Origin of the sequence: Dietzia aurantiaca (genome assembly GCF_021033825.1) — a bacterium.
Classification (GTDB): domain Bacteria; phylum Actinomycetota; class Actinomycetes; order Mycobacteriales; family Mycobacteriaceae; genus Dietzia; species Dietzia aurantiaca.
On record NZ_JAIFXZ010000021.1, the window covers coordinates 34,901 to 52,592 of the forward strand.

Below are 17,692 nucleotides of genomic sequence, written 5' to 3' on the forward strand. Positions count from 1 at the left end.
CCGGAAGGAAAGTTCGCCGGAGCTAGGCCTCCGCTGCCCCGCCGTTCGCGCTCTCGCCGCCGCCGCCGTTACCGTTGCCTATCGCCGAATGCAGACTCACCCGCCTCGGGGAGTCGTCGGTCCCCAGCAGCAGGTCGATGGTCAGCCCGAGGCGGTTGCTCACGTCCGCGGCCGTCGACCGGCGGGTCAGCCACGAGACCAGATTCGACATCCACACGTCGGAGATCACCCGCGCGATCGACAGCTGGACCTCGTCCGGCGTGCCCTCGGCGATGGCGCGGGCGATGATGCGGTCCATGAGGAAGCCCACCTCCTCCACCTCGTTGGCCACGCTCGCGTCGGCGAACATGAACGCCCGGGTCATGGCCTCGGTGAGGTTGGGATCGCGTTGCATGGCCTTGGTGATCCCGTCCACCACGACCTTCATCCGCTCCTGCGCCGTGTCCCCGGGCGGGGCGGTGCGCTCGGTGCGCTGATCCAGGCGCCGGAACTCGCGGGCCAGGGCCGAGACGAGCAGGTGCACCTTGGAGGGGAAGTAGCGGTAGAGGGTGCCCACCGCGACCTCGGCCTTCTCCGCGACCGCGCGCATCTGCACGGCCTCGTACCCGCCCTTCGCCGCCAGCGCCAGGGTCGCGTCGAGGATCCGCCGCCGGCGTTCCCGCTGGGACGAGGTGCTGGGCTCATCGGAGCGGGCGGCGGTGTCGGAGGCGCTACTGCCGGAACCGGTCTCGGTCGAGCTCTTGGTCATTGGGCGAACCTTCTGCGCTGGGCGGATCTGGGACCCGGTTGTGCGGATCGTGGCGTGCTGATGCATTCTAGAACACGTTTCCTAGAACAGGTTCTATTATGTCGGGAGGGCGCGATCCGTGATGGTCGTGCCGCCACCGAATCCAGTCGCGCCGAGGAGTCATACGTGAGCATCGCCACCACCCCGGATCAGACCGAGATCCAGAACTCGATCAAGGCCTGGGCGAAGTCCGCCGATCCCGTGACCACCGTACGCGCCCAGGAAACCGACCCCGACGCGTGGAAGGCCCTGTGGCCGCATCTCGCCGAGCTCGGCCTGTTCGGCGTGGCCGTGGCCGAGGAACACGGCGGAGCGGGGGCGGAGATCGTCGACCTGGCGTGCATGCTCGAGGCCGCGAGCTCGCGCATGGCCCCCGGCCCGATCCTGACCACGGCTCTGGCCGGCGTCCTCGTCTCGAACGCGGGCGGCGACGTGGCCGCAGCGCTGGGTGAGACGATCGCCGAGGGCGGGCTGCCGGTCGGCATCTGCCTGGGCTTCGGGACCGAGACCCTCGACGCCTCCGGCGCGGTGACCGGGGATGCCGGCATCGCCTACGGCGGGACCGTCGACGGCGGACTGCTGCTGCCCGTCGTGGTCGACAGCCTCACCCGCTGGGTCCTTCTGGAGCCCGGCACCAAGGGCGTGACCATCACCCCGTCGACCCCGTACGACATCTCCGCGTCCATCGCGCGGGTGTCGCTGGAGGACGTGGCGATCCCGGCCGACCGGATCCTCGACGGCATCACGACCGCCCACGTCCACCAGCTGTTCGTCACCCTCGCCGCGGCCGAGGCCGCCGGGGTCGCGGACTACACGCTGAACACGGCCGTCGAGTACGCCAAGATCCGCGAGCAGTTCGGCCGCACCATCGGCTCGTTCCAGTCCATCAAGCACCTGGCCGCCGACATGCTGTGCCGCACCGAGCAGGTCCGCGCCCTGGCCTGGGACGCCGCCGTGGCCGCAGAGGACCTCACGGACGCGGACTCCGAGCTTCCCGTGGCCGCCTCGGTCGCCGGCGCGCTCGCGTTCGACAACGCGGTGGCCAACTCGCAGGACTGCATCCAGATCCTCGGCGGCATCGGCTTCACCTTCGAGCACGACGCGCACTTCTACATGCGTCGAGCCGGCGCGCTGCGTCAGGCGATCGGCGGCGCCGCCCGCTGGCGTCGGTCGCTCGCCGACCTCACGCTGGCCGGCAAGCGTCGCCACCTGGACATCGACCTGTCCGAGATCGTCGGGATCGACGCCAAGCGCGAGGAGATCAAGACGCTGGTCGCCGAGGTCGCCGCGGTGGAGGGCGCCGAGCGCAAGCAGGCCCTCGCCGATACCGGCCTGTTCATGCCGCACCTGTCCGAGCCGTGGGGCCTGGGTGCCTCCCCGGCCGAGCAGCTCATGATCGACGAGGAGCTCGAGGCCGCGGGAGTGTCCCGCCACGACATCAACATCGGCGGCTGGGCCGTGCCCACCATCCTGCAGGCCGCGCCCGAGCACGCCGACCTGCTGGTCCGCGACACCATGGCCGGCAAGATCAAGTGGTGCCAGCTGTTCTCCGAGCCCGGCGCCGGCTCCGACCTGGCCGCCCTGCGCGCCACCGCGGAGAAGGTCGACGGTGGCTGGAAGCTCAACGGTCAGAAGGTGTGGACGTCGCTGGCCCGCGAGGCCGACTGGGCCATGTGCCTGGCCCGCACCGACAAGGACGCCCCCAAGCACAAGGGCATCACCTACTTCCTGGTCGACATGAAGTCGGCGGGCATCCGCACCTCACCTCTGCGCGAGATCACCGGCGAGGCCCTGTTCAACGAGGTCTTCCTCGAGGACCTGTTCGTGCCCGACGAGTTCCAGATCGGCACGGTCAACGACGGCTGGAAGATCGCCCGCACCACCCTGGCCAACGAGCGCGTGGCCATGGGGGGCGGCTCCTCGCTCGGTGACGCCGCCGAGGAGATCATCGGCCTCATCGAGGCGGCCGGCGTCTCGGACGACGCCCTCGTCCTGGACGAGCTGGGCAAGCACATCGCCGACGGCGTCGTGGGCAGCCTGCTCGACCTGCGCACCGCGCTGCGGAGCCTGGCGGGCTCCGGCCCGGGCGCCGAGTCGAGCGTCCGCAAGATCGTCGGCGTGCGCCACCGCCAGGACATCGCCGAGTTCGGCCTCGAGCTCACCGGCACCAGCGGTGTCGAGTTCACCGAGCAGGGCCGCAAGTTCCTCATGGTCCGCTGTCTGTCGATCGCCGGCGGCACCGAGCAGGTCCTCCTCAACGTGGTGGGCGAGCGCATCCTCGGCCTGCCCCGCGACTGAATCACCTCCCCTCCCACTCCCGAACAGGACTGATCCCCCGTGGACTTCACCCGTACCGAGACCCAGGCAGCCGTCGCCGAGGCGGTGGCCGGCGCCCTGACCACCGCAGCACCCGCCGAGGACCTGCTCACCGCGTTGCCCAGCCGCAGCGTGGAGGACGCGGGCTACGACGAGCGCCTGTGGGCGTCGTTCGCGGAGTCCGGACTGCTCTCCCTTGGCCTCCCCGAGGACCTGGGCGGCGACGGCCTGACCGTCGCCGACGTGGCCGTGGTGCTCGAGGAGGTCGGCCGCGCGGGCGTGGTGATCCCCGCCCTGGAGACCCTGGGCTTCGGCGTGCTGCCGATCGTCGCGCTCGGCACGCCGGCGCAGCAGAAGAGGCTGCTCGAGGGGATCGAGGACGGCCGGATCCTCACCGCCGCCGTCGCGGAGCCCGGGCGTCCGCTGCCCGCCGTGCCCACCGTGCGGCTGAACGGCGGGACGATCACCGGCACCGTCACCTCGGTGCGTTACGCGGCCCAGGCGCGATCCGTGCTGGTCCCGGTGTCGACCCCCGAGGGTGCGGCCGTCGTCGTCGTCGCCCCCGACGCCCCGGGGCTCACCCTGACCCCCACCCTCGGCTCCCTGGGGGTGCCCGAGTACGCGATGCGGTTCGAGGCCACGCCGGTCGACGACGACGACGTGGTCCGCGGCCGCGGCGACGAGCCCCTTCTCGAGGTGTTCCGGCGGCTCATCCTCGCGGCGTGCGTCGCGCACGGCGACGGCCTCATCGCCGGTGCGCTGGACATGACCGCGGACTACCTGAAGGAGCGGGAGCAGTTCGGTAAGCCGCTCGGCTCGTTCCAGGCGGTGCAGCAGGAGCTCGCCGACGTCTACATCGCGTCGCGGACGCTGCACGTGATCGCGCAGTCGGTGGCGTGGCGGATCTCTTCGGGACTCACCGGCTCGTCCGACCGCTACGAGACCGACCCGACCATCGGCGCCTACTGGCTCGCCGCCGAGGGGCCGCGCGCGGTGCAGGTCCTGCACCACCTGCACGGCGGCGTCGGCGTGGACATCACCTACCCGATGTTCCGGTACTCCTCGGCGGTCAAGGACCTGGCCCGCTTCGTGGGCGGCCCACGCCTGCAGCTCACCGAGCTCGGCGAGGCCGTGGCGGCCGACCCGGTCGACGCGGTGTCGGTCGGGTCGTCGAGCGACGACGCGGTAGCCGACGACGGCGAGGCGTTCATCGACCTCACCCCCGCCCAGCGCGCCCTCCAGTCCGAGCTGCGCGAGTACTTCTCCACCCTCATCTCCGCCGACGAGGCCGCCGACATCGGCACCACCCGGCACGGCAAGACCTACGAGGAGATCATCAAGCGGATGGGCCGCGACGGCTGGCTGGGTGTCGGCTGGCCCGCCGAGTACGGCGGCAAGGGATTCGGCCACCTCGAGCAGCAGATCTTCACCAACGAGGCCACGCGTGCCGACGTGCCGCTGCCCTCGGTGACGCTGCAGACGGTGGGCCCGACCCTGCAGAACTACGGGACCCAGGCGCAGAAGGACAAGTTCCTGCCCGGCATCCTCTCCGGTGACATCCACTTCGCGATCGGCTACTCCGAGCCCGACGCCGGCACCGACCTCGCGTCGCTGCGCACCACCGCCAAGCGCGACGAGGCCACCGGCGACTGGATCATCAACGGACAGAAGATGTGGACCACCGGCGGCCACCACGCCGACTACATCTGGCTGGCCGCCCGCACGGGCACCCCGGACTCCCGCCACCGCGGTCTGACGATCTTCATCGTCGACACCTCCGACCCGGGCTTTACGTTCACGCCGATCATCACCTGCGACGGCGCGCACCACGTCAACGCCACCTACTACTCCGACGTGCGCGTGCCCGCCGACATGGTGGTCGGCGAGGTCGACGGCGGCTGGAAGATGCTCACCACCCAGCTCAACCACGAGCGCGTCATGCTCGCCCCCTCCGGGCGGCCCGGCGGCTACTACGACGAGCTGGCCGAGTGGGCGCGCGGCACCGGGCCCGACGGGGTGCGCCACCTGGACCGACCCGAGGTCCGCGACGGACTGGCAGAGATCTTCGCGATCGTCCGCCTCAACGAGCTGCTCAACTGGCAGGTCTCCGCGATGGGCGACAACCCGTCGATGGGCGACTCCGCCGCCTCCAAGGTGTTCTCCACCGAGAAGATCCAGCACGTCGGCCGCATCGCCGAGGAGCTGCTCGGTCGCTTCGGCGACCCCACCGATGCCGGCACGGCCAAGCTGCAGCGCTGGTTCGACATGATGAACAAGCGCAACGTCGTGATCACGTTCGGCGGCGGCGTCAACGAGGTCATGCGCGAGCTGACCTGCATGGGCGGCCTCGGCATGCCCCGCACCGCCCGCTGATCCGACCCGTACGAAAGGCACCCATGAGTGACGACACGGCTACCGACGCCCAGGCCGGCCGGATCCTCGCCGCATCCGAGGAGATCCGGGCCGCCGGCGGCAGCGCCCCGCGCGCGGGCCGCGATCCCATCAACACCCCGATGATCCGCAACTGGACCGAGGCGATCGGCGACGCCAACCCGATCTACGAGTCCGAGGAGGCGGCCGTCGCGGCCGGCCACGGCGGACTCGTCGCCCCGCCCGCGATGGCGCAGGTCTGGACCATGCGCGGTCTCGGGAAGACCCGCGAGTCCGACGACCCGCTCGGCAACATGACCGATCTGCTCGACGGCGAGGGCTTCACCTCCGTCGTGGCCACCAACTGCGACTCCACCTATCACCGCTACACCCGCCCCGGCGAGGAGGTGACCATCTCCTCGGTCCTGACCGACGTGGTGGGCCCCAAGAAGACAGGCCTGGGCGAGGGCTGGTTCTTCACCACCCGCAACTACTGGCGGGTCGGCGACGAGGTCGTGGCCGAGATGGACTTCCGGATCCTCAAGTTCCGGCCGCCGGTCAAGGCTGAGCCGGCCGCCGCCGGACCCGCCGCCGATCAGATCGTCGCGAGCTCGGGCTCGGCCACGGACGACCTGGTGGTGGGCAAAGTCCTGCGCCCGTCGGTCTCGCAGGACACCCGCTTCTTCTGGGACGGCGTCGCCGCCCACGAGCTGCGCATCCAGAAGCGCGAGGACGGCTCGCTGCAGCACCCGCCCGTGCCGGCGCTGTGGAAGGACAAGTCCGAGCAGACCGACTACGTGGTCTCCTCCGGCCGCGGCACGGTGTTCAGCTTCGTCAACCACCACGCCCCGCGCGTGCCGGGGCGCACCCGGTTCCCGTTCGTGATCGCGTTGGTGGAGCTGGAGGAGGGCGTGCGAATGCTCGGCGAGCTGCGCGACGTCGACCCGGCCGAGGTGGAGATCGGCATGGACGTCGAGGTGGAGTTCCTCGACATGCCCGGGGATTCCAGCGAGGACGCGGCGTTCGGCACCGAGCCGTGGACGCTGTACGCGTGGCGGCCGGCCGGTGCGCCGCCGGTGGATCGTCAGATGCCTGCAGTCACGGAAGGTGGCGCCAAGTGAGCGAGAACAGTGCAGTGACCGGCGCGGTCTGCCCCGCCGAGCCGCCCGCCGCGCGAGTGGGGGACACCCTGCCCGAGCTGGCCATCGAGGGGACGCCGACGTTCATCGTGGCCTCGGCCCTGGCGACGCGCGACTTCCAGGATGTCCACCACGACCGGGACCTGGCCCACCAGAAGGGCTCGAAGGACATCTTCGTCAACATCCTCACCGACACCGGCCTCGTCCAGCGGTACGTCACCGACTGGGCCGGACAGCAGGCGCGGATCACCTCCATCAAGTTGCGTCTCGGTGTGCCCTGGTACGCCTACGACACGCTGACCCTGACCGGTGAGGTCACGGAGATCGCGCCCGACGGCCTGGTCACCCTGAAGATCGTCGGCAACGACTCGCTGGGCGCGCACGTCACCTCGACCGCGACCCTCTACATGAACGGAGACCCGCAGTGAGCACGCTGGCTTCTGAGTCACTCGCCAACCGGGCGGCGATCGTCGGGATCGGCGCCACCGACTTCTCCAAGGACTCCGGCCGCTCCGAGCTCCGACTGGCGGCCGAGGCGGTGCAGGCCGCCGTGGCGGACGCGGGACTGCAGCCGTCTGACGTCGACGGCCTGGTGTCCTTCACCATGGACACCAACACCGAGATCGCCGTGGCCCGCGCGGCCGGCATCGGCCACCTGAACTTCTTCTCGCGGATCCACTACGGCGGTGGAGCGGCGTGCGCGACCGTCCAGCAGGCCGCGATGGCCGTCGCGACGGGTGTCGCCGAGGTGGTGGTCTGCTACCGCGCCTTCAACGAGCGCTCGGGCATGCGGTTCGGGCAGGTCAACTCGGCGCTGGTGCAGCAGGTCAACTCCTCCGGCACCGACAACGCGTTCTCCTACCCGCACGGGCTGTCCACGCCGGCCGGGTTCGTCGCCATGGTCGCGCAGCGCTACATGCACGAGTACGGCGCCACCAGCGAGGACCTCGGCCGGGTGGCCGTGGTCGACCGCAAGCACGCCGCCGTGAACCCGGCCGCGTTCTTCTACGACAAGCCGATCACGTTGGAGGACCACCAGAATTCGCGCTACATCGCCGAGCCGCTGCACCTGCTGGACTGCTGCCAGGAGTCGGACGGCGGGCAGGCGATCGTGGTGACCACGCCCGAGCGCGCGAAGGACCTGCCGCACAAGCCGGTCTCGATCGCGGCCGCGGCGTCGGGCTCAGGACCGGACCAGTACATCATGACCTCGTACTACCGTCCCGAGCTCGCGGGTCTGCCCGAGATGGGGATCGTGGGCGACCAGCTGTGGAACCAGTCCGGGCTGCGCCCTGACGACATGGACATGGCCGTGCTCTACGACCACTTCACCCCGTACGTCCTCATGCAGCTCGAGGAACTGGGCTTCTGTGGTCGCGGCGAGGCAAAGGACTTCGTCCGGGAGCCGGGCGCCCTCGAGGTGGGCGGCCGCCTGCCGCTGAACACGCACGGCGGCCAGCTGGGCGAGGCGTACATCCACGGTATGAACGGCATCGCCGAGGGCGTGCGCCAGCTGCGGGGCGATTCGGTGAACCAGGTCGCGGGAGCGGAGAAGCTCGTCGTCACCGCCGGCACCGGTGTCCCCACCTCGGGGCTCGTCCTCACCGTCTGAGCCGGCCGGGCTCCGCACTGCCCCGATCCGCTCGGCTCCCGTCCCTCCACGTCGTCAAGAGTGTTTCGCACACGTTTACCGAGAAGGGGGTGTGCGAAACGCTCTTGTCGTTGATGGAGGTGGGCGGAGACCGGCGTGTGCGGAGTGGTGCCCGGGGCCTCTCATCGTCCGGTGGTGCGGTGACGGGTGCGCGTCGGCGACCCTAGCCGCGCAGGCAGCCGCGCACGAACGAGCCGATGTCGCGGACCGCGGCCCTGGCCTCGGGGACCAGCGGGTGGAACGCCTGGAACACGTGGAACTGGTGCGGCCAGAGCTGGAACTCGTGAGTCACGCCGTGCTCGGCGAACTTCTCGGCCAGCCTCGCGATCCCGCCCGCGAAGTTCTCCGCGCCCCCGCACTGGATGAGGAAGGGTGGCCAGTCGGGGGAGGGGCGGTAGTTGATCGGCGAGATCGCGGGGTCGTCGGCGTCGGTGTCCGGCGCGTACCGGGCGCGGCACAGTTCAGCCATCCCCAGGGCCAGGAACGGGTCCTTCTTCGCCCTGTCGCGGGCGGACATGTCGGAGAAATCCAGGTCGACCCAGGGGGACATGAGGACGACGCCAGCGGGCATCGCCTCGCCCGTCTTCTCCAGGTGGGCGACCAGTTGCAGCGCGAGGTTGCCGCCCGCCGAGTCGCCGGCCACCACGATGTTCTCGGCGGGAAATCCCATGTCGAGCAGCCACTGGAAGCCGGCGATCGTGTCCTCGGTCGCGGCCGGATGCGGATGCTCGGGGGCCAGGCGGTAGTCGGGCAGGAACACCGGTGTACCGGTCTCGGCGGCCATCCGCGAGGCCAGGGCCTTGTGCGACCAGGGCGAACCGAACGTGAACCCGCCGCCGTGGACGTGGTAGATCACCTTGTCCGAGTCGAAGAACCGCTTCCGACCGACCCACAGCCCCGGCACGGGCCCGTCCGAGGACCAGTCGGCGGTGGTTTCCAGGGCGGCCGCGCGGCCCGCTCCCGAGGTGAGGGCACGGAGCCGGTTGAGCGACGCCTCGGTGGGCGGCATTCGATCCAGCGCGGGACGGACGAACATCCGCAGGCCCCCGGCCAGACCGCGGGCGCGCAGGGTGCCCTGCACGCCGGGGCCGGCCAGGAGCGGCGCGCGCTGGGAGGGCCGCTCCGCTTCGACGTCGGCGGACCGCTGACCGTCCGCCGGGACGTCCCCGGACCCTGTCGCCCGGGGCAGTCGGAGTCCACCGTCGTACGGCGCGCCCGTCCGCCGGGGCCGCGATCCAGTCATGTGCGCAATGTAGATGTCGGAGTGAGGTGACGGGTGTCGAATCGCCGCTGCTACCATAAATCCCAGCTAGAACTCGTTCTCGTTCTCTGGGGATAGCGCAGGCCACGGGCCGGTCTGGACACGAGAACAAGTTCAGGTCACAATGTGACAGTAGCCACATCTGCCCTCAGCTAGAAGGAATTATTCCCGCGATGACCGACGCAGTAGCCGATCACACGTCCGACCCCCTCGCCGGGACCAATCCCGAGATGAACCAGGCCTTGGTGTTCGAGGCAATCGTCGACAAGATTCCCGACAACCTGCTCCTCACCATGGACGGCGAGGACTTCACGTACCGGCAGATCGATGATCTGGCCAACCAGATGGGGCATGTGCTCCGGGCCCACGGTGTCGAGCCGGGCAATCATGTCGCGCTGTACATGAAGAACAGCACGCCGCACATGGCCGCGATCATCGCGACCATGAAGATCCGGGTCGCCGGCATCAACGTCAACTATCGCTACACCCCGGCCGAGCTGGTCTACCTGTTCAACGACTCGCAGTCGACCGGTGTCCTGGTGGACGCCGAGTTCGCCGAGACGATGGCGGCCGCGGCGCCCAAGCTCGAGACCGTCAAGACGATCTTCTCCGTGGGTGGCGTGCCCGAGGTCCTGGCCACCGCGTGCGCCGAGAACGGCATCGCGGTCGTCGACCTGGACGCCGAGATGGCCACTCAGTCCACCGCGCGGGACTTCGAGCCTGCGCGAGGGGACGACAAGTGGATCGTCTACACCGGCGGTACCACCGGTTTCCCCAAGGGCGTGCAGTGGAACCACTCGGACTACTACTACGCCTGCCTGTCCGGCGGTAACCCGTACGGCGACAAGCGACACAGCCCGGCCGAGGTTGCCGAGCACATCAACCCGGACGGCGGTTTCCGCGTGGTCGTCTCCGCGCCGCTCATGCACGGCGCCGGCCTGTTCACCCTGCTGACCTTTGTCAACCTCGGCGGACACCTGCTGATGTTCCGCGACTTCGACCCGCAGGCCATCGTCGAGACGGTCGCCGAGCGCCAGGGCCAGATGCTGGTGTTCGTGGGCGACGGCATGGCCGTGCCGATCACCGACGCGATCGTGGCCAACAAGGACAAGCTGGACTTCAGCTCGCTGTTCATGGTCGCCTCCGGCGGCGGCATCTGGTCCAAGGCCACGCGTGACCGCCTCCTCGAGGTCCTGCCGAACATCATGACGCGCGACAACTTCGGCGCTTCGGAGTCGGGCAACGACGGCGAGTTGGCCATCACCGACAAGGCAGAACTCACCCTGCCGTCGAGCGCGCGCATCGGCCTGATCAACGAGTCCAACCAGCCGATCAACCCGGGCTCGGACGAGATCGGGTACATCGTGCGCCGCGGCCACGTTCCGGTGGGCTACTGGAACGACCCGGAGAAGACCGCCAAGACCTTCCCCGAGGTCGGCGGACGGCGTGTCTCGGTGCTGGGTGACATGGGCCAGATCCGCGAGGACGGCACCATCGTCTTCCTCGGTCGCGGCTCGGGCTGCATCAACACCGGCGGCGAGAAGGTCTTCCCGGAGGAGGTCGAGCAGGCGATCAAGGCCCACCCCGCCGTCCACGACGCGCTGGTCGCCGGTGCCCCCGACGAGCGGTTTGGCCAGAAGGTCGCCGCGGTGGTGTCCTTCCGCGAGGGCCAGTCGGCCACGAGCGAGGAGCTGACCACGTTCCTGCGTGAGTCGCTGGCCAACTACAAGGTGCCCAAGACGATCGTCGACGTTCCCGAGATCCGTCGTTCACCCGCCGGCAAGGCCGACTACAAGTGGGCCAAGGACCAGGTGTCCTGACGGACCGGTAAGCATTACTGGCCCACTGCGAAGGCCGGGTCCGCCACCAGGGCGGGCCCGGCCTTCGCACGTGCCCCGTACCATCGGTGGCATGCGCAGATTCGATCCGACGCCGCGGATCCGCGGCCTGGTGCGGTCGTATCGTGGCCGGCACGGCCGTCGCGCCCGTGTGCTCGCGGCGCTGTTGGAGGGCGACGACGACAACGCCGCCGCCGAGGTGACCGTCCACCCGTCGCAGGTGCGGCTGCCCCGGACCGTGATCTATGCGGCCGCCCGAAGCAGGGGGCTGGAGCCCGCCGGTGGTGCGGCAGCGCTCGCGCAGCGCGGGCCGTGGATCGAACCGATGCGGTTCGCCCGGCCGGCGGAGGGGAGTGCCGGATGAGCGTGGGGTGGCTCCTCGTCGCGCTGGCGCTCCTGCCGCCGGCCTTGTGGCTCCTGGCGATCGCGGTGGTTACGGCGCGCGGGAAGCTTCGCCGCAGAGGGGATGAGAGGACGCGCCGCCTGCGACTGGCCCGCATGTTCGGGCGCGGTTTCGGTGGTGATGTCGTCGTCGTCCCCACCGCGGATGTCGATCTGCCCGAGCACACCGTCCTCGAGGTGGCCGCGGGGGCGGGGTTCCGGTTCGTCGGGTATGAGCGCGCCGACACGCCACTGCGCAGGCGGGTGGGGGTGTTCGTCCGCGTCGGCGGGCCGGTCGACGCGGTGATCAGGGGCCCGCTGGGGCCGGACGAGCGGGCGAAGTCGGCGGTCCACGCGGGGAGGGCCCCGGCGCCCCGGTAATGTCGCGCGCATGCGCATCGGAATGGCCCTGAACTACAGCGGCGGGTTCGCCGAGACCGCGGCGGAGGCCGCGGACCTCGAGCGGGCCGGACTGGACATCGCCTTCGTCCCGGAGGCCTATTCGTTCGACGCCGTGAGCCAGCTCGGCTACCTCGCGGCCCGCACGTCCACCATGGAACTCGCGTCCGGGATCCTGCAGATCTACACCCGTACGCCCACGCTCACCGCCATGACCGCCGCCGGTCTGGACTTCGTGTCCGAGGGCCGCTTCACGCTCGGACTGGGTGCCTCGGGCCCGCAGGTCGTCGAGGGTTTCCACGGCGTGAAGTACGACGCGCCGCTGGCCCGCACCCGCGAGATCATCGAGATCTGCCGCCAGGTGTGGCGGCGCGAGAAGGTCGTCCACGACGGCGCCAAGTACCAGATCCCGCTGCCCGCCGACCAGGGGACCGGGCTGGGCAAGCCGCTCAAGCTCATCAACCACCCGGTGCGCGAGAAAATCCCCATCGTGCTGGCCGCGCTCGGGCCCAGGAACGTGGAGTTGGCCGCCGAGATCGCCGACGGCTGGCAGCCGCTGTTCTTCCACCCCGAGAAGGCGCACCTGGCGTGGGCCGACCCGCTGGCCAAGGGGCGCGCCAAGCGTGATCCGTCCCTCGGTGAGCTGGAGGTGTACGCCGGCCCGCCGCTGGCGATCTGCGACGAGAGCGAGGTCCCGGGCTATCTGGACTTCGTGCGCCCGCACCTCGCGCTGTACATCGGCGGCATGGGTGCGCGCGGCAAGAACTTCTACAACGAGCTCGCCTGCCGCTACGGCTACGAGGCCGAGGCCGAAGAGATCCAGGATCTGTACCTGGACGGCAAGAAGGACGAGGCCGCGGCGGCGGTACCGGACGAGCTCGTGCGGTCCGTCTCGCTGATCGGGCCCGCCTCCTACGTCGCCGAGCGGGTCGAGGCGTTCCGCGAGGCCGGCGCCACCACGCTCACCGTCGTCCCGATGGCCATGGACGCGCCGGGCCGCATCAAGCTCGTGGAGCAGTTCCGCGCCCTCTGCTGAGCAGCGCGGGACCCATGCCGGCATCCGCTCCCCGCCCCGGTCGGTTCCCGTGAAATGACCACACCCCGCGGCACGGGGCCGCGGGGTGTGCAGGTGAGCCGAACGGCCCGATCGGATCAGCGATCAGGCGAGGTCGACCACCACGTTCTTGAGGACGGGGGCGTCCTCGCGCTCGACCACAGTGGCCGCCACGAGCAGCTGCGTGCCCTCCTTCCACACGCGGATGCGCATGGTCTCGCCGGGGAAGAAGATGCCGCCGAAGGTCACGCCGTAGCCGCGGACCTTCTCGACGTCGCCGCCCAGCACCTCGTCGACGACCGCGCGCAGCACCAGGCCGTACGAGCACAGGCCGTGCAGGATCGGGCGCGGGAAGCCCGCCGCCTCGGCGAAGGCCGGGTCGGAGTGCAGCGGGTTGCGGTCGCCACACAGGCGGTAGATCAGGGCCTGCTGCGGCAGGGTCGCGACCTCGATGGTGTGGTCGGCCTCGCGCTCGGGGTACTCCACCTTCTCGGAGGTGCCCCGCTCGCCGCCGAAGCCGCCCTCGCCACGGGCGAAGATGCCGGACCGGGCGGTCCACAACTTCTCACCGTCGGCGGAGACCGTCTCGGACTCCTGGATGATCACCGCGGCCGAGCCCTTGTCCTGGATCTCGGCGATCTTCGTCGTCGTCGTCGCGGTCCCGTCGGCCGGGATCGGACGGTGCAGGCGCACGGACTGGCTGCCGTGCACGACCTTGGCCAGGTCGATCTCCACGCCGGGGAACGACACCCGCGGCGCCTCGGTCACGTTCATCGTGGCCGCGACGGTCGCGAACGACGGCAGCACCTTCGGCGCGGTGTCGTGGATGTACTCCAGCCCGGTGGTGTCCATCGGGTCGCCCGCGGCGCCCACCCCCAGCGCGTAGAGCGCCACGTCGGAGGCGGTCCAGGAGAACTCCTGCGAGGGCAGCTCCGCCCCGAGGGCGGTGTTCAGATCGATCGGCACTTTTCAGACTCCGGTTTTCTCGGTGGTCGGGGCGGTGGCGAGCATGTTCTCGATCGCGAGGTAGCCGAACACCAGCGCAGGTCCGATGGTGGCGCCCGGGCCGGCGTAGGTGTGGCCCATGACCGGCGACGAGGCGTTACCGGCGGCGTAGAGGCCCTCGATCACGGAGCCGTCCTCGCGCAGGACACGGCCGTGGACGTCGGTGTTCGCGCCGCCCTTGGTGCCGAGGTCACCCGGGACCATCTTGACCGCGTAGAACGGAGCCTTGGCGACCGGGCCGAGGCTCGGGTTGGGCTTGTTCGTGGGGTCGCCGTAGTAGTGGTCGTACCCGGAGGCGCCGCGGTTGAAATCCTCGTCGCGGCCGTTGGCGGCGAAGCCGTTGAACCGGTCGGCGGTCTTCTGCAGTGCCTCGGCGGGCACGTCGATGAGCTCGGCGAGCTCGGCGAGGGTGTCCGCCTTGTGGAAGTTCTCGGTCGCGAGCCACTTCTTGGGTAGCGGCTGCTTGGCCTGCAGGCCGGCGAAGAGGTAGCGGTTCTTGTACTCCTGGTCGAAGACGATCCAGGCCGGGACGTTCTCACCCGGGGCATCCTTCTGCCCCTCGGGAGCCTGGCCGAACTCACCGCCGTACATCTTGTGGCCGGCCTCCACGTACGGCAGCGACTCGTTCATGAACCGTTCGCCGCGGGAGTTGACCATGAAGGAGCAGGGCAGCGACCGCTCGGCCAGGGCGAACCACGGGCCACGCGGCATGAGGATCGTCGGACCCCACCAGGCGTCCTCCATGAAGGACAGTGCGGCGCCGGCCTTCTCCATGTACTCGATGCCCTCGCCGGTGTTGGCCGCGGCGCCGACCGACCACGAAGTGGGGATGGGCTGACGCTGGTACTTGTCGCGCATCTCCTGGTTGTGCTCGAAGCCGCCCGAGCCCATGACCACGCCGCGGCGGGCACGGAGGGTGACCTCCTCGCCGTTGCGGGTGACGGTGATGCCGACGACGCGCTCGTCCTGCCCCGAACCCTCGGTGACCAGGCCGGTCATCGGCGTTTCGAGCCACACCGGCACGCCGGCGTCGAGCAGGCCCTTGCGCATGGCGGCGATGAGCGCGCGGCCCATGCCCACCGAGTTCTGCTTGCGGGCCTTGGCCAGGAACATGCGGGCGGCGACGCGGATCGAGCGCCGGATGCCCTTGGTGTGCGGGCGCTGGAGGAGGTTGAGCCAGCGGTAGTCGGACTGCATCACGACCATGTTGGCCGGGGCCTTGGCGTAGCCCGGCTCCAGCTTGTCGGCCTCGGGGCCGAGCTGGTTCAGGTCGAAGGGGCGGGGCTCGACCGAGCGGCCGCCGAGGCGGCCTCCGGGGGCCTCGGGGTAGTAGTCGGAGTAGTCCTTGACCCACTCGAGCTGCAGCGGACTGTTGGCGAGGATGAAGTCGAGCACCTCGGGGCCGCGGTCGATGTAGGTGTCGATGCGCTCGGGTTCCACGACGTCGCCGATGATGGACCGCAGGTAGGTCCTGGCGGCCTCCGGGGTGTCCAGCACACCGTCGCGCTGGAGCACGGAGTTGCCCGGGATCCACACGCCGCCGCCGGAGCGGGCCGTGGAGCCTCCGTAGTGTGGGGCCTTCTCAACGAGGACCACGCTGAGGCCCTTCTTTGCTGCCGCGAGGGCGGCCGTCATGCCTGCTCCACCGCTGCCGACGACGACGACGTCGAATTCCTGGTCTGCCATGTAGAACACGTTATAGAACTGATGGCAATCGCGCCAGACGCCCCAGGTAGCATCCCCCTCATGCTCAATGAGGAGACCCGTGCCACTCTCGCGCAGCGACTCTGGGACGCCGAGGCCGGCGTGACCCCGATCGCCCCGCTCACCGACGACCACCCGGACCTGACCCCGGACGACGCGTTCGAGATCCAGCTCATCAACATCCGGCGCAAGCTGGACGCGGGCGCTGTGGTCACGGGCCACAAGGTGGGCCTGGCCTCCAAGGCCATGCAGGAGATGATGGGCGTCGACGAGCCCGACTACGGCCATCTCCTCGACACCATGGAGTACCCCGAGGGCGCGCCGATCGAGGCGGCGAGGTTCTGCTTCCCCCGCGTCGAGGTCGAGGTGGGCTTCATCCTCGGCGCCGACATCCCGCCGGAGGGTTGCTCCCAGGAGGAGGCCGCCGCCGCGATCGAGTGGGTCGTGCCGTCCATCGAACTGATCGACTCGCGGATCAAGGACTGGAAGATCACGCTCGGCGACACGATCGCCGACAACGCCTCCTCGTGCGGCTACGTGGTGGGCTCCGGCCGCGTGCGCCTGGCCGACATCGATGTGGCGGACATCGAGGCCACCCTCTACAAGAACGGCGAGTTCCTCGCCTCCGGTCGCTCCGATGCGGTGCTGGGCAACCCGCTCAACTCGGTCGGTTGGCTGGCCTCGACCGTCGCCAAGTTCGGCGTGCGCCTGCGCAAGGGCGACGTGATCCTGCCGGGCACCGCCATCCGCGCCATTGACGCGACCCCGGGCGACGCCTTCCGCGCCGACTTCGCCGGGCTGGGCTCGGTCTCGATGGAGTTCCGCTAGCGGTCTGCGGCCAGCGCACGCCCGGCCGCCACGGCCACCCGGGTGACCAGCGGCTCCAATCGGGCAAGCGCGCTCTCGTCCGCCGCGCTGGCCGACAACGCCGCAACCGCCCGGGTGCCACCGGTGGCCGGCCCGGAGTCGACGGCGGCGGCGTCGTCGTCAAAAATCGGGGCGGCCACGCAGTACAGGCCGGGCGTGAGCTCGGCGTGGTCCAGCGACCTCCTCCTGCGACGGATCTCGGCGAGCTCGACCGCCAGCGCGTCCGCCGAGGTGACGGTGGTGTCGGTCCACGCCACCATCGGCTCCCGGGCCACCCGCGCGGCGGCCTCGTCGTCGAACGCCAGCATCGCCTTGCCGACCCCCGTGCAGTACGCGGGCAGCCCGCCTCCGATCCGTGACGGCGACGGGATCGGCCGCGGCCCGTGCAGCTTGTTGAGGTAGACCACCTCGTCGCGGTGCAGTGTCGCCAGGTGGACGGTCGCGCGCGTGGCCTCGAAGAGGTGCGCGAGAAAGGGCGTGAGGACCCGGCGGATTCGCTCGTACTCCGGCGACACCGGGATCGGATCCAGCTCGTGGATCAGCGGACCCAGCCGGTAGTGCTGGCCGATCCGCGTGACCGCGCCGTTGCGCTCGAGCGCGGCGAGGAGCCGCAGTGTCGTGGACTTGGCCAATCCCGTGGCGCGCGCGAGTTCGCTCAGCGTCAGGCCGCCGCTGCCTGCGGCCGTCGCGCGCAGCACGTCGAAGGCGCGGTCGACGGGGGACGCGGGGGGCAGTGTCATCTGGCGAGTGTAGCGCGATCCCCCGACACAGTGCCCGATCGGATTCGAACACTTGCGCGATAGCGGAACGGCGGGTAAGGTCGTACATACGTTCTACTAGTGTGCGGCGGGGGTGGCGATGTTGACGACGATGTCGGCGGGTTCGTTGTCTGCGGTTCCAGAGTCCTCCTGCTGCGAGGA

15 protein-coding genes and 1 pseudogene are annotated in these 17,692 nt (G+C 70.1%); 11 read left to right on the forward strand and 5 right to left on the reverse strand.

What is annotated here, in order from left to right; genetic code table 11:
* Positions 1-22: 22 nt before the first annotated feature.
* A complete protein-coding gene (gene kstR / locus K3888_RS16585) occupies positions 23-748 on the reverse strand; it encodes a cholesterol catabolism transcriptional regulator KstR (RefSeq protein WP_230931390.1) in 726 nt (241 codons plus the stop codon).
* A gap of 165 nt (positions 749-913) precedes the next feature.
* Between kstR and K3888_RS16590 the strand changes: the two genes are divergently transcribed.
* From K3888_RS16590 to K3888_RS16610, 6 genes and pseudogenes are all read left to right on the forward strand, one after another.
* Positions 914-3,085 carry an acyl-CoA dehydrogenase family protein gene (locus K3888_RS16590; RefSeq protein ID WP_230931391.1) on the forward strand — a complete coding sequence of 724 codons (2,172 nt, stop codon included), beginning with the start codon at positions 914-916 and terminating at the stop codon, positions 3,083-3,085.
* 150 nt (positions 3,086-3,235) lie between these two features.
* Positions 3,236-4,150 (forward strand): annotated as a pseudogene (locus tag K3888_RS17945) (acyl-CoA dehydrogenase family protein); the annotation flags it as partial.
* A gap of 108 nt (positions 4,151-4,258) precedes the next feature.
* A complete protein-coding gene (locus K3888_RS17950; RefSeq protein WP_308282013.1) occupies positions 4,259-5,476 on the forward strand; it encodes an acyl-CoA dehydrogenase family protein in 1,218 nt (405 codons plus the stop codon).
* 23 nt (positions 5,477-5,499) lie between these two features.
* Entirely contained in the window at positions 5,500-6,594 is a 1,095-nt protein-coding gene (locus K3888_RS16600; protein ID WP_230931393.1) for a bifunctional MaoC family dehydratase N-terminal/OB-fold nucleic acid binding domain-containing protein, read from the forward strand.
* A complete protein-coding gene (locus K3888_RS16605; RefSeq protein WP_372459591.1) occupies positions 6,591-7,040 on the forward strand; it encodes a MaoC family dehydratase in 450 nt (149 codons plus the stop codon). The genes K3888_RS16600 and K3888_RS16605 overlap by 4 nt, the downstream gene beginning before the upstream one ends.
* Positions 7,037-8,224: a lipid-transfer protein gene (locus tag K3888_RS16610; RefSeq protein WP_230931394.1), complete on the forward strand. Its 1,188-nt coding sequence runs from the start codon at positions 7,037-7,039 to the stop codon at positions 8,222-8,224. Before K3888_RS16605 ends, K3888_RS16610 begins: the two co-directional genes overlap by 4 nt.
* Before the next feature lie 202 nt (positions 8,225-8,426).
* Here the strand turns inward: K3888_RS16610 and K3888_RS16615 are convergent, their stop codons facing one another.
* Entirely contained in the window at positions 8,427-9,506 is a 1,080-nt protein-coding gene (locus tag K3888_RS16615; RefSeq protein ID WP_230931395.1) for an alpha/beta hydrolase, read from the reverse strand.
* Positions 9,507-9,697: 191 nt separating this feature from the next.
* Here K3888_RS16615 and K3888_RS16620 point away from each other — a divergent pair, with 191 nt between their 5' ends.
* From K3888_RS16620 to K3888_RS16635, 4 genes are all read left to right on the forward strand, one after another.
* Positions 9,698-11,344, forward strand: a complete 1,647-nt coding sequence (locus tag K3888_RS16620) for an AMP-binding protein (RefSeq protein ID WP_230931396.1) — start codon at positions 9,698-9,700, stop codon at positions 11,342-11,344.
* A gap of 91 nt (positions 11,345-11,435) precedes the next feature.
* Positions 11,436-11,726 carry a hypothetical protein gene (locus K3888_RS16625; RefSeq protein WP_230931397.1) on the forward strand — a complete coding sequence of 97 codons (291 nt, stop codon included), beginning with the start codon at positions 11,436-11,438 and terminating at the stop codon, positions 11,724-11,726.
* Complete coding sequence (locus K3888_RS16630; RefSeq protein WP_230931398.1) at positions 11,723-12,124, forward strand: hypothetical protein; 402 nt, start codon at positions 11,723-11,725, stop codon at positions 12,122-12,124. The genes K3888_RS16625 and K3888_RS16630 overlap by 4 nt, the downstream gene beginning before the upstream one ends.
* A gap of 10 nt (positions 12,125-12,134) precedes the next feature.
* Positions 12,135-13,178, forward strand: a complete 1,044-nt coding sequence (locus tag K3888_RS16635; RefSeq protein WP_230931399.1) for an LLM class F420-dependent oxidoreductase — start codon at positions 12,135-12,137, stop codon at positions 13,176-13,178.
* A 123-nt stretch (positions 13,179-13,301) separates the two neighbouring features.
* On the opposite strand, the gene chsH3 is transcribed toward K3888_RS16635, so the two are convergent.
* Both chsH3 and kstD read right to left on the reverse strand, forming a co-directional pair.
* Complete coding sequence (chsH3, locus tag K3888_RS16640) at positions 13,302-14,162, reverse strand: enoyl-CoA hydratase ChsH3 (protein ID WP_230931400.1); 861 nt, start codon at positions 14,160-14,162, stop codon at positions 13,302-13,304.
* A 3-nt stretch (positions 14,163-14,165) separates the two neighbouring features.
* Complete coding sequence (kstD, locus tag K3888_RS16645) at positions 14,166-15,887, reverse strand: 3-oxosteroid 1-dehydrogenase (protein ID WP_230931401.1); 1,722 nt, start codon at positions 15,885-15,887, stop codon at positions 14,166-14,168.
* A gap of 60 nt (positions 15,888-15,947) precedes the next feature.
* Between kstD and K3888_RS16650 the strand changes: the two genes are divergently transcribed.
* The gene (locus K3888_RS16650; RefSeq protein ID WP_230931402.1) at positions 15,948-16,733 is read left to right on the forward strand and encodes a 2-keto-4-pentenoate hydratase; all 786 of its coding nucleotides are present in this window, start codon (positions 15,948-15,950) and stop codon (positions 16,731-16,733) included.
* Here K3888_RS16650 and K3888_RS16655 read toward each other — a convergent pair.
* Positions 16,730-17,512 (reverse strand): IclR family transcriptional regulator, encoded by a 783-nt coding sequence (locus K3888_RS16655; RefSeq protein ID WP_230931403.1) that lies wholly within the window; start codon positions 17,510-17,512, stop codon positions 16,730-16,732. The two genes, K3888_RS16650 and K3888_RS16655, sit on opposite strands and share 4 nt — an antisense overlap.
* Positions 17,513-17,692 lie beyond the last annotated feature (180 nt).